The sequence below is a fragment of the Maridesulfovibrio sp. genome (genome assembly GCF_963677005.1).
Lineage (GTDB): Bacteria > Desulfobacterota > Desulfovibrionia > Desulfovibrionales > Desulfovibrionaceae > Maridesulfovibrio.
The window spans coordinates 1,571,710-1,583,846 of record NZ_OY781616.1 but is presented as its reverse complement, the minus strand read 5'-3'; the positions used below and the strand labels follow the sequence as shown (position 1 = coordinate 1,583,846).

At 50.3% G+C, this 12,137-nt stretch carries 13 protein-coding genes; 1 reads left to right on the top strand and 12 read right to left on the bottom strand.

The annotated features are described in order from the left end of the window. Positions 1 to 831: a hypothetical protein gene (locus tag ACKU4E_RS07250; protein ID WP_320170413.1), complete on the top strand. Its 831-nt coding sequence runs from the start codon at positions 1 to 3 to the stop codon at positions 829 to 831. 268 nt (positions 832 to 1,099) lie between these two features. On the opposite strand, the gene ACKU4E_RS07245 is transcribed toward ACKU4E_RS07250, so the two are convergent. The 12 genes from ACKU4E_RS07245 to ACKU4E_RS07190 form a co-directional block, all read right to left on the bottom strand. After that, positions 1,100 to 1,510 carry a hypothetical protein gene (locus ACKU4E_RS07245; protein WP_320170412.1) on the bottom strand — a complete coding sequence of 137 codons (411 nt, stop codon included), beginning with the start codon at positions 1,508 to 1,510 and terminating at the stop codon, positions 1,100 to 1,102. A 164-nt stretch (positions 1,511 to 1,674) separates the two neighbouring features. After that, on the bottom strand, positions 1,675 to 1,998 hold the full coding sequence (locus ACKU4E_RS07240) for a hypothetical protein (RefSeq protein ID WP_320170411.1): 324 nt from the start codon (positions 1,996 to 1,998) through the stop codon (positions 1,675 to 1,677). Positions 1,999 to 2,004: 6 nt separating this feature from the next. Beyond that, the gene (gene fliL, locus ACKU4E_RS07235) at positions 2,005 to 2,703 is read right to left on the bottom strand and encodes a flagellar basal body-associated FliL family protein (protein WP_320170410.1); all 699 of its coding nucleotides are present in this window, start codon (positions 2,701 to 2,703) and stop codon (positions 2,005 to 2,007) included. Positions 2,704 to 2,819: 116 nt separating this feature from the next. Next, positions 2,820 to 3,203 carry a chemotaxis response regulator CheY gene (locus ACKU4E_RS07230; RefSeq protein WP_320170409.1) on the bottom strand — a complete coding sequence of 128 codons (384 nt, stop codon included), beginning with the start codon at positions 3,201 to 3,203 and terminating at the stop codon, positions 2,820 to 2,822. Positions 3,204 to 3,213: 10 nt separating this feature from the next. After that, positions 3,214 to 4,005 carry a FliA/WhiG family RNA polymerase sigma factor gene (locus ACKU4E_RS07225; RefSeq protein ID WP_320170408.1) on the bottom strand — a complete coding sequence of 264 codons (792 nt, stop codon included), beginning with the start codon at positions 4,003 to 4,005 and terminating at the stop codon, positions 3,214 to 3,216. Then, complete coding sequence (locus tag ACKU4E_RS07220; protein ID WP_320170407.1) at positions 3,947 to 4,774, bottom strand: MinD/ParA family protein; 828 nt, start codon at positions 4,772 to 4,774, stop codon at positions 3,947 to 3,949. Before ACKU4E_RS07220 ends, ACKU4E_RS07225 begins: the two co-directional genes overlap by 59 nt. Before the next feature lie 110 nt (positions 4,775 to 4,884). Then, positions 4,885 to 5,973: a flagellar biosynthesis protein FlhF gene (locus tag ACKU4E_RS07215; protein ID WP_320170406.1), complete on the bottom strand. Its 1,089-nt coding sequence runs from the start codon at positions 5,971 to 5,973 to the stop codon at positions 4,885 to 4,887. Between the two features lie 29 nt (positions 5,974 to 6,002). Next, on the bottom strand, positions 6,003 to 8,102 hold the full coding sequence (gene flhA / locus ACKU4E_RS07210; RefSeq protein WP_320170405.1) for a flagellar biosynthesis protein FlhA: 2,100 nt from the start codon (positions 8,100 to 8,102) through the stop codon (positions 6,003 to 6,005). Positions 8,103 to 8,165: 63 nt separating this feature from the next. Then, positions 8,166 to 9,233: a flagellar biosynthesis protein FlhB gene (gene flhB / locus ACKU4E_RS07205; protein ID WP_320170404.1), complete on the bottom strand. Its 1,068-nt coding sequence runs from the start codon at positions 9,231 to 9,233 to the stop codon at positions 8,166 to 8,168. Between the two features lie 12 nt (positions 9,234 to 9,245). Continuing rightward, the gene (fliR, locus tag ACKU4E_RS07200; RefSeq protein WP_320170403.1) at positions 9,246 to 10,049 is read right to left on the bottom strand and encodes a flagellar biosynthetic protein FliR; all 804 of its coding nucleotides are present in this window, start codon (positions 10,047 to 10,049) and stop codon (positions 9,246 to 9,248) included. A gap of 294 nt (positions 10,050 to 10,343) precedes the next feature. Beyond that, positions 10,344 to 11,249: a M23 family metallopeptidase gene (locus ACKU4E_RS07195; RefSeq protein ID WP_320170402.1), complete on the bottom strand. Its 906-nt coding sequence runs from the start codon at positions 11,247 to 11,249 to the stop codon at positions 10,344 to 10,346. 75 nt (positions 11,250 to 11,324) lie between these two features. Next, the gene (locus ACKU4E_RS07190) at positions 11,325 to 12,074 is read right to left on the bottom strand and encodes a tRNA 2-thiocytidine biosynthesis TtcA family protein (RefSeq protein ID WP_320170401.1); all 750 of its coding nucleotides are present in this window, start codon (positions 12,072 to 12,074) and stop codon (positions 11,325 to 11,327) included. Positions 12,075 to 12,137: the final 63 nt, after the last annotated feature.

The following is a 12,137-nucleotide window of genomic DNA, read 5'->3' as shown; positions in this document are numbered from 1 at the left end:
ATGCGCATTTCCAGATATGGCGGAGGCAAGTTTCAGTCCGGCGGTGGCGGGGCTTCAGAACGATCGGCAAAGTTCCGCAAGAAATATAAGGTCGGAGAAATAGTTCAGGGTACCCTGCTTCGCTGGGAACAATCCGGGCTGGGGTGGGTTCAGATTGACGAATTATTGCTGCTTGCCAGCATTGCGACCTCTCCGGCTCCCGGAGATGTGCTCACTTTTGTGGTTCTGCAGCTTTATCCTGATATTGTTTTAAAGGAAGTCGGTCCGGATGATTTCAACGAGCAGGGCAGGTACATCAGCCCTGTTGATGCAACTCGTAATTTTGTGCGCACCAGAGCAGCCTTCCAGTCCCGCGCAAGGGCTGTTTTTGAAGAACTCTCTGCCCGTAAGGAACTTGATGCTGATGGCCGCATGAAACTCATGCTGGAGTTGCTGGAGGCGGATAGAGATTCGACTGTCCTGTTTTTTGAAACCCAGCGCTGCGTTGCCGACCTGAACTCCGTTCTGCGTTCATCACGTCTTTACTACATGCCATGGCTTGTGCCGTCCGCCCTGAATGTGGAAATTGTCTTGAAGATAAAAGAGCCGGATGAACCGGAAACCTCCTTTTACGAACTCCTTTTGTCCATGGATGTCCCTCCGGCAGTACCGGTCCGTTATCGCATGATGTACAAAAAACCCGGATGTTCATTCAAGCTGCTGGCCGATGACGCAAATATCAGAACCCTGCTCGGAGTGCATTTCAAGCACTGTTTTCCGGAATTCATCGGTGCGGAGAAGATACCCGCGCAGAGTTCAGGCGGTTTTCTGGCGGAACTGCTGTCCGCATAAAGGGGGGCGAAATTTGATGCGCTTCGCGCTTTTTGACGATCTGATTTCGCCTCCGGCGGCCACAGGAACTAAGTCATCTCTGCTCTCCACATCCCTAAGACTCGAAGCGAAGCTTCTCGCCTAATGGCTGCTGGGCCTTTGGAATCCCTAATAGTTTCAATTTGTTATCTTGAAAGCAATTGCTGTGATCAAAAGTTTTGCGTAACTAAGTAAATAACCATATTTGTCAAAAGGGTTTAAGGCCCCCGGCAGGGCCGTCGGAGCCATATTATCCGTGCTGATCGATAATCATTTCGACTTCTTCAATGGAAAGCCCGGTCGCCTTTGCCAGCCTGCTGACCGGTTTTCCTTCTTTGTGTCCGGTAAGGATGATCTGCCGCAGGAACTGTGGTGAGCGGGAAAATTCTTCGGCCTGTGCGAGTATCTTATGGAGTTTTTTAGTTTTCTGGTCGAGTTGCCTGTCCAGGCTGGCCAGTTCTTCCTGCCTTTCTTCAAAGGTATTCATCAATTCTGTTTCCAACTGGGCATTGAAGTGCAGCTTGTTGATGAATTCCTGCTGCTTGCTTTGTAGCTGGGTGACCAGTTCTTCTGATTTCCTGAGTCTCATGAAGAAAAAAATGATGGCTATAAGCAGGATTATTTCAGTAACGGAAAAGAAAACCAATAGAAATACAGTCATTTTTTTGAAATTCCGGTGTTGCTGGTTGGGCTTTTTTTTAAGTATTTTGCCCTGTTTGTCCGTTTTGGGCAACACGCAAGAGAGGCTGTTTTGTATTTGTCAGGCAGGTGAAGGGGGCAAGATAGGAATATTTCTGGAAATGGCCGTTAACAGGCTGTTGCCGACTATATTTTTACATTGATGATGTTGCCGGACCAGGGAGAGGGCTTTGCCTCTTTTTTGGGTTCCTCTTCCGGGGTGTCTCTTTTCCTTTTCCGGGGGGAAGCATGTTGTTCGGCATTTCCGCCACCATCTTCATTGACGGACTGCGAGCCTTCGTCTTTTTCAATATGCTGAATCTGCTTCTGTGCTTCTTTGTTCTTTTCCTGTTCGGCAGGGTTGATCATCAGTGACTGCTGCATCTGGGCTTTGGTCACTTCCGAGTTGGATATTTTCTGTACATTTGCCAACTGGGAGATGATCAGTGGCATATCTATTGTGCCGGGCATTATTTTTTACCTCACAAGATATTGCTCAAACAGGATTTCATCGAACTGACCCGCTACTATGTATTGGTTGATAACCATGAGCAGGTCCTTTTTCAATGTCTCCACGTTTTTCTTATCGGACAGAAACTGCAAATCTTTATTTTTAAGGTAAAAATAGACGGCATCGCGCAGGGTCAGGGTTTTGCGTCCGTATTCGGCAACAACCTGCGGGTCTGTTGTGGTCAGGGCAAAGCGTGCTATAAGGAACCGTATATTGCTTTTCTTGTCCCTTTGTTCGACCCAGAACGGCTCCATGCGCAACAGGGTAACACCCGGTTCTTCCGGGGGCGGTGGCGGTGCTTCGGCCGGAATTTCTTCCGCGGTTTGTTCGAGGGGTTCTTCGATGGGTGTTTCCTGTTTCGGCGGTGGCGTAGCGTCGCTGAACAGGAACAGTTTTATAAGGATTGCACTGAGCAGCAGGATTATGACCCCGATTCCGATCAGTACAAAAAGTTTGGTCTTGGATTTTTTGGGGGCCGGTTCGGCTTCGAGCTGCGGGAGTTCTTCCGGTTCTTCTTCCGGAATTTCCTCCTCTTCGTCTTCGTCTTCCAGAAATGGGGCGTCATCAAGGTCCAGCTCAACCTTCTGGGTTGCCTTGTTCGCTGCTGCCGAAGAAGTTATTTCTTCCCCGGAATCATCGTTATCGCTTACCGCGAGGAAGATCATTCATTCAACCCTGTGACATTGTGCCGCCTGAGCTGTTTCCGGCCTGTGAAGTTTGATTATGTATACGTCTGAAAAACCGGGCAGGCATATGGAGGTGCCCACCCGGTTTTCATACTCTATTCGAAAATTTTGTTGATTTTCTGGCCGAGAGTGTCAGGTGTGAACGGTTTTACAATGTAGTTTGAAACCTTGGCCTGAACTGCCTCAATGATGTTTTCCTGCTGTGCTTCAGCGGTGACCATGAGGAAAGGGATGTCCGCAAATTCTTCGCTGGCCCTTACTTTGCGCAGAAGTTCAATTCCGGTCATCTGGGGCATGTTCCAGTCGGAAACGATGAACTGAATACTGTCGTCCTTGTTGAGAGCTTCCCATGCTGTTGTTCCGTCATCGGCTTCCACTATGTTTGTGAAGCCAATCTGGCGGAGGATGTTTTTGATAATACGACGCATGGTTGCGAAGTCATCCACAACAAGAACTTTCATAGAGTAATCAATGGCCATTTATTTCTCCTTAAGGTTCCGAATTGTATTTATCCTGGAACATTTGTCTCAATTTTTTTAGTGCCTGCGAGTGTAGCTGGGAAACCCTGCCCTCAGTTATCTCCATTACTTCCGAGGTCTCCTTCATATTCAGTTCCTCACCGTAATAGAGCGATAATACCAGTTTTTCCCTTGGCGTCAAATTATCAATCAGATCAGCCACCTTGTCCACTGTTTCCTTGAACAGTGCGGACTGGAAAGGCTCATCGTCCATGGCGGTGTCTTTATTGCTGGGAATATTGTCATTGAAGGCGTCGAGATTGACACAGAGCTGGTTCTGGAGAGCCTCAAGTCCCTGCTGGACTTCCTTTGCCGAAAGTCCCGAGGCCTCCTCAATCTGTTCGCTTGTCGGGGTCTGTCCTGTTTCGTGCTCCAGATCCCTTATGCAGCTCTCGATGGTCTTGACCCGCTGGCGCAGGCCTCGTGAAAACCAGTCCATGCGCCGGAGCTCGTCAAGCATGGCTCCTTTTACCCGGCTTTCAGCATACGTCTCGAATTTTATATTCAGATCGGGTCTGAATTTGCCAAGCGACTCTACAAGCCCCAGACTTCCGGCACTGATCAACTCTCCAAGCTCCACATTCTGCGGCAGCTTGCTTTTCATTCGGAGAGCTATGATACGGATTTTCGGTGAGTAATGCCGTACAATAGCTTCCTGATCTGCGGGTGAAAAATCTTCCCAATCGGTAGCCCCTGACTCAAGGTCAAGCCACGGACTGTTCCTGGAAGAGAAGCTTTTTCCAGAAGAACTTGATATTTCCATCTAGCTCGGACGTCGCTTTCCATTTGGTTATTTTTTTGGCCGCTTCTGCAATCTGAATACATGCCGGGCTCGACGGAGCTATCGTGCACAGAGGAGTCTGTTTTATTACAGCTTTCCTCATGTTGGGATCACGGGGAATGACTCCGACCAGGTCCAACGAGACTCCGCTCAGAAAATGATCGCAGGCCATGTAGAGTTTCTTGAAAACTTCCTTTGCCGATTTCATGTCAGGCGCCATATTGACCATAACCTTGAACCTGTCAACTCCGTGATGCAGCTTCATGACCTTGATCAGCGCGTAGGCGTCGGTCAGAGAAGTCGGCTCTGGGGTGAGTACCAGCAGCCTTTCCTGTACCGCCAGGTTGAAATAAAGAACGTTGTCATTGATTCCCGCGCCGGTGTCGACAATCAGGTAATCAATTTCCTCGTCCAGGTGGTCCATTGCTTCCAGCAGTTCCAGCTTCTGACCTGTATCCAGTGAAACCATGTCACTCACTCCGGACGAAGCGGGAAGAATATCGAATCCGTATTCTGTCCTGTACAGCACTTCCCTGATTCCGGTCCCTTCGTGGAACAGATGAAACAGGTTGTGCTTCGGGGCTATGCCCAGAAGAACATCTACGTTGGCCAGTCCCAGGTCCGCGTCCAGCAGCACTACTTTTTTGCCCATGCGGCTGAGATTGCAGGCCAGGTTAACGGATATGTTGGTCTTGCCTACGCCCCCCTTGCCGGAGGTTACTGAAAATACCATGGGAAGATTGGAATTCATTTGGATCACCTGTTTATTTATCTCTACTGTTTACGTTGACAGCGACATTTATGCAACGAGTAATGAGCCATAATTTATATTTAAAACTGTTTAAACAAGCCGTATACGGGTCATACCGCCCTGGCCAGAACTTCCTGATCGGAGCAGGGAAGCTGATGTTTGAAAACAAGCCTCCAGAAATCTTTTTCGCAGGCCGGTTTCATGCTGTTTCTAAGGGTGGACCCGTAGGAAAGCAGTGAAACCGGAAGACCGCTTTCATATGCGGTGTTGACCAGTGCTCCGTAATTGCAGGCCTCGTCCAGCTTGGTCCATATAAGGCTTTTCAGCTTTGCCGATTTGTATTTTTTAAGAAACGCACAGTATTGCGCCTGTGAATAGTAGGGATTGAGGACCAGGTGCACCGCCAGATCGCAGGGTCCGTTTATCCCGCATGCCGAGAGCCAGCCATCCAGTTCTGCGTTCGCGGCAAGTCCGGGGAGGTCTATAAACACCCTGTCAAAATTCCGGCTTTCGCCGATCAGCCTTGCAAAATCCTCTCTGGTGCCCAGTTCCCTGAAATCCAGTCCGGAAAGGTCGGCATAATGACGCAGTACCAGTCGTCCCTTTCCCTGCCCCTGATCGGCGGAGGCAAGACAGATGCGGGCTGTCGGGTTCTCCCTTTTTTCCTTGAGGGCAAGGCGGATTATAGTTGAAGTCTTTCCGGCTCCGTGCGGTCCTGCCAGGGCGTGAAATTTCTCTTTCCACAAATTGCCGTCCAGAGGGCGGACCGGGGCGATCTTTTCAAGTTCGGGAAGAATGGCTTTGGATTTGTTCCCGCGCAGTTGCTGGAACAGGTCCAGTATCACCTTGTTGTCCACTCCTTCCCTTTCAAGGTATTCAAGTGCAAGACGCTGGCGGGGAGCGAGGAGATTCATGTTCATTTGCGGTTTCAGCAGGGCCATCATGTGTCCCTTGATCTGATTCCACTCCCGGTTCCAGTCGGGGATACTGTCCATGGCGGCATCAATGACTTCGTCTCGGGTATCCCCGGTTTTGACCTCGGATTCCGGTTTGTCCACGCCGACCATGATTTCATGGATTCTGCGTCCGTTTTCCTCGGTGGTCTTGTTACTGAGGATTACGGCATCGTCACCGAATTCGGCCTTGATCTCGGCGAAGACTGCCGCCGTGCTCTTTCCCCTGAATGTTTTTACCCGCATAATAACAACCTTTCCAGATACCTACTGGGTTAGATCTCCACTGTTCCCGCAGACATGATTCTTACGCTTGCTGGAATCTCGGCCTGCGATATTACTGGTACGGTAGGCAAGAAGCGTACCAACAGTTGTGCCAGGTGGCTTCGCAGCTGGGGAGCGCAGAGTATGACCGGTTGACCGTCAGTATTCAGTACATTCTCGGCCGCAGCGTTTATGCTCTGAATTATCTGCTGAGCCGTTCCGGGGTTGAGGGCCAGGAATGATCCGCCTTCCGATGCTCTGAGGGCCTCGGTGAGCTGGTTGTCAGCATTCGGGCCGAAGGTCAGTATGGGCAGGCTGCCGTCACTTGCCAGGTAGGGCTTGATGATGGTCCTGCTCATGTGTGAGCGTACGTACTCGGTCAGCTGAACCGGATCGTGGATGGACGGGCCGTAGTCGGCCAGTGCTTCAACGATGGTCAGCAGGTCGCGTATGGATACGTTCTCGCGTACGAGGTTCTGCAGTACCTTCTGAACCGTTCCCAGTGAAAGGATGTTGGGTACCAGATCCTCAACAGCCTTGGGAGCACGCTTGGAAAGGTTGTCCAGCAGTTCCTGTGTTTCCTGTCTTCCGAGGAATTCTCCAAGATTGCGGCGAAATACTTCGGTCAGGTGCGTGGCGATAACGGTCGAGGGGTCGACGACCGTGTAGCCCGCGAGCATGGCTTCTTCCTTCTGGCTGTCCGGAATCCATACGGCCGGAAGGTTGAAAGCCGGTTCGACTGTTTCGATACCCTTGATGCGGTGTTTTGCATCTCCCGGATCCATGGCGAGCTGGTGGTCGATGAGGATTTCCGCAGAAGCCATCACGTTTCCTTTTACCAGTACACGGTATTCGCCGGGCTTGAGTTGCAGGTTGTCGCGCAGATGCAGTGACGGAATAATGACACCCATATCCAGTGCGAACTGACGCCTGATGGAGCGTATCCGTGAGAGCAGGTTGCCGCTCTGTTCCTCGTCCACCAGCGGAATGAGTCCGTAGCCGACTTCGAGTTCCAGCTGATCCAGAGGCAGCAGGGCCTGAACTTCTTCGGGGCTGTCCAGAGACGGAGCTTCTTCCTTGGCTTTCAGGGCCTTTTCTTCCTGCTTCTGCTGTTCGGCAGCAGTATCGCGTCCTATGCGGGAGACTCCGAATACCAGCCCGGAGAGGCAGAGGAACGGGATGGTGGGCATGCCCGGAACAATCCCGAAGATGAGAAGAATGATTGATACGAGTTTGAGTGCTCTGGAATGGAAGGTCAGCTGTCCGATGAATTCTTCACCCATCTTGGCTTCGGCAGCTGCTCTGGAAACTATGATACCGGCGGACGTTGAAATGATCAGTGAAGGGATGGTCGAAACAAGACCGTCACCGATGGTCAGCAGGGTGTAGGTTTCGGCTGCGTCCTGCCAGGCCATGCCTTTCTGGAGCATACCGATCAGGATTCCGCCGATAATGTTGATGCCGGTAATGATCATGCCGGCGCTTACGTCCCCCTGAACGAACTTGCCGGCACCGTCCATGGCTCCGTAGAAGTCTGCTTCACGACGCAGGTTGGTGCGCTGGTCCTTGGCTTCATCTTCATCGATGAGTCCGGCGTTCAGGTCGGCTTCAATCGCCATCTGCTTACCGGGCATGGCGTCAAGAGTGAATCGTGCTGCGACTTCTGCAATACGTGTTGTACCGGCAACGATAACCGTTTTGTTCAGAATGAACAGGATCATGAAGATTACGATACCGACGAGGTAGTTACCGCCGACAACGAATTCACCGAAGCTCTGGATAACCGAACCGGCTGCGGATGTACCTTCATCCCCGTGCAGGAGGATGGCACGTGTAGTTGCCACGTTAAGGGCCAGGCGCAGCAGGGTGGTTACCAGCAGCAGTGATGGAAATATGGAAAATTCAAGGGGAGACTGCATGAACATGGATGTGACCAGAATCACCAGTCCCAGTGAAATACTGACACTGAGCATGAAGTCTATGAACAGTGTAGGCAGCGGGATCAGCATGACGAAGAGAATTACTACAACGCCGGCCGCAAGAAGAATGTCTCCCTGCTTGGCAAATCTCTCGTAATTTACATTGATGGTCTTGGAATTGGCTCCGGCCATGATTTTGACACCCCTTTATTTCTTTAGATTGGGTGAATTCTGAATCCGGAAGTTTTTCTGTAACTATCTTTTTTTGCGTGAGAATTTGTTCAGTTTCGCAAGAATGGCAGCTACAGCCTGGTACAGTTCTTCCGGGATTATGTCACCGATCTCAACCTGTTTATACAAGGCCTGTGCCAACGGCTTGTTTTCGCGGATGGGGATATTGTTTTCGCGTGCCACTTCCTTGATGCGTTCCGCAACCTTGTTCATGCCTTTGGCCAGAACCTGCGGAGCAGGGGCCTGCATGGCGTCGTAGCGCAGGGCTATGGCATAGTGGGTGGGGTTGGTTATGATCACGTCCGCCTTGGGAACATCCGCCATCATGCGCTGCTGGAGAACAGCCATCATTTTCTGTTTCTGCTGGGCTTTGATCTGCGGGTCGCCTTCCGCCTGTTTGCGTTCGTCCTTGATCTCGTCCTTGGTCATTTTCATTTCTTCCTGATAGTTCCAGCGCTGGTACCAGAGGTCTGCTATTGCCAGAACGATCATGGGAATCATGGCGTAGGTGATCATTTTATAGCCGACACGCAGTATGAATATGGCCAGTTGGTGGGCATCGGAGTAAAAAAGAGGGATTATATTGGGGAGTTCCTGCTTGATGACAATGTAAGGAGCAATTGCCACAATCACGGCCATAAGGATACTTTTGCCCATTCTAATAAGGGTCTTTATGTCGAACAGCAACCTTTTGACGCCGGCCATCAGGTTGAACATTTTGGAAAATTTCGGTTCGAATACTTTTGTGGTCCACAGCTTGCCCACCTGCAGTCGCAACACCAGGAAAGCGATAAAAGCTATGAAGAGAAAAAGGGGAAGCAGGAGTATGGCAAGTTTTTGGGAGCACCATATAAAAAGTGTGTATACGGAGTTTTTGTCCAGTTCCGTAAAGATTCCCTTGGTCAGGAACCACCTGAATATTTCATAAAACTGATTATAGTACATGTCGACAAGAGCCCTTAAGCCGAATACTCCGGCGATAAGGGTCATTATCTTGCCCATTTCCTCTCCCTTGGCGACACTCCCGTCTTTTCTGGCTTTTTTTATTCGCTTGGGGGTCGCCTTCTCGGTTTTACTGGGGTCTTTCGACATCTGTCGACCTCCCTAGTTTCCGAGCATCAGGTCCGGCGGTGAACCGGCTTTGAGGATGTTGAGCAGCAGCGATGGAAGCCCCACCACGTAGTCGCCGACGTATAGCGCAAGGACGGTGAACACCAGGCTAAGGAAAAAGAATCCGACCATGATCTTGAGCGGAAAACCAAGCATGAGCACGTTCATCTGCGGTGCCATTTTGCTGATGAGCGCCAGCGACAGGTCAACAACGAATATGGAGGCGATTATTGGCGAGGCCACCTTTACAGCCAGCACAAACAGGTCTTTTGAAATGGTCATGATCTGGGCAGTGAGCTTAGACGAGATGAAAAGTTGTCCCGGAGGTATATATTTGAAGCTCTCCACCATGGCTGAGAGAAGGTAGAGGTGCCCGTTAAGGGAAAGGAACACCAGCAGGGCTGTCATGTATAAAAAGTGGGCGGTAACGGCTTCGTTTGTCCCGGTCAGCGGGTCAAGCACGTTGACCATGGAAAAACCCATCTGCACACCTATAAAGTTGCCGCCGGTCTGGATCGCCGAAAACATGACATTGACAGATATTCCCAGTACCAGTCCCAGTACCATCTCGCCAAGAATCATTATGGCAATATTCCACGGACTCGAAGGCATGAGTGCTCCGTCAACATGTACATAGGGCCATATGGCAACGGTTACCACAATGGTTAAGGCAGCTTTTACCATTGTGGGGATGGATTGTCCGCCGAAAAAAGGGAGCAGGAAAAGCACGATGCTCACCCGAAAAAGGGTGAGGTAGAAGCTCATCAGGTCACCGGGATTGAAATTAAATAGATTCATGCTTTCCTCTTTAACGGAAACGCTTGCAAAAACAGTTCCCGTACTTCAGAGAGTTCTACCATCAAGCCGTGCATAGAGCAAAGGTTTACAGGCCCGGCTGTAATGCAGCTCCTTCGAATTATAGTGGAATGTGGTTTATCCCGGTAAGTGGAGCATCATGCGAAACTTTTTTGTGTCTGTCTTTCGGGTAATTATGTGAAGCGCTTTTCAAGGCTTTTTTTGCAGGAGTAGGGGCATCAAAAAGGCCCGCTGGATGTCATTCCGGCGGGCCTTGAAAGTCATATCTGCATCAACTCAGTTAAGTATGTAGCGCATGGGGTTGACCGGTACATTGCCCAGTCTGACTTCGTAGTGCACGTGAGGACCGGTCGAGCGGCCGGTATTACCCGCATAGCCGATAAGTTCACCGCGGGTTACTTCCTGTCCGGTCTTGACCATCTGCTGTTTCATATGTGCGTAGCGGGTGGATATGTTGGCTCCATGGCTGATTTTAACCATTTTGCCGTAGCCGCCCTGAGTTCCGACAAAAGAAACTGTCCCTTGTGCGGGGGCGTAAATAGGTGTTCCCAACGGACACGAAATATCTATACCCTTGTGGTATTCGCGTTTCCCTGTAAACGGAGAGCTTCTCCAGCCGAACGGAGAGGTTACCCAGCCTTCAGCCGGCCAGATTGAGGGGGTGGCGTCCAGCGCATCCTGTTTGGAGCGCATCGAGTGTATGATTTCCTGCTGCCTGACTTCTTCAAGTTTTGCTTCGGTACTCAGCTGAGTAAGGAAATCATGCATTTTGCGGACAAGCAGTTCCTGTCTGTAGAGGGGCAGATAGTCTTTTGAGAAATCCGCTCCTGTGGAACCGCCTTTGGGGGCTACACTCTGGACATTGCCCTGATCCAGATTGATCATGACCCGCAGCTTGGAATCGAAGTTTCTTACCCGGTCGAGATCCTGCGAAATATTCTGCATTTTCTGGGAAAGGGACAGCAGCTGTGCTTTCTGCTCCTGTACCGCTTTTTCCGCTCTTGCCAGGTTTGTTTCAAGACTGGAATAATTTTCGTAGTATTTCCAGAGGAATACGTTCCCGCCTACAAGGCCTGCCACCAACGCGAAGATGAAGAAAAATATCCATCCGCGGAGTTGAAATTTACGGGCGTTATCGCAGGGGTTTTTGAAGATGACTACATGATATTTTTTTAGCAGCATAATTTTAGGTCAGCCCAGGTTGTCATGAAGTTTATGAAAGTTTCAGAGTAACTGGCTTTATAAATTTGTAGATTTTTATGTCGTTTTTGTATTTAAGTCAAGTTGCCAGCGTTTCAATGCATTGAAAGTATTGTTTCTTGCACCGGGGAATTTTTTCCATTCCTCCTCAAGCCAGTCGTTTATTTCGCTGCGTTTCGTGTTGCTGTTGGATGGGCATCTGTTGGCCCATACAGGAAGCTCCCACTGTCTTGCCGCTGCTTTGATGTATTTTTTTTCCAGCATCAGAGCGGGGCGGATTACCTGGAGTTCTCCTCCGAAGAAAGGCTCGCAGGCCGAAAGGCCGTCTATTCTGCCGTTCTGAATCATGTTCATATGAAATGTAGTAACCAGATCATCTGCAGTGTGCCCCAGAGCAAGGTGCGAAAGAGAATACTGGGCGCAAAGTTCGAAAAGCCTTTTGCGCCGCAGTCTGCTGCAGTAAAAGCAGGCCGACTTTTTGCGGTTTTCCGGTCCGTGGGCACGCGGTCCGTAATCGGTCAGTTCAATATGGGATGCCACTCCGTTCTGCCTGCACCAGTCCGCCAGCGGCAGGTGGCTTTCAGGTTCGAATCCGGGGTTTACGTGCAGGACCATCAGTTCAATGTCGAAAGGCATGATGGCCTGCCTTATGAGCATGGTTCTTATCAGGACAAAACTGTCCACTCCGCCTGATACTGCAATTCCTACTCGCGAACCGCTTTGGACCATTTCCGTTTTCTGCATGAGCATGCCGGTGGTGGAAACGCATTTTTTCTGGGCGAAACTGAGCTTACCCCATTTTGCCATAAATCCTACTCCGCCCCGATCCATTTAATTATGGAAAAAATCGGGTTAATATTTTAGATAAGT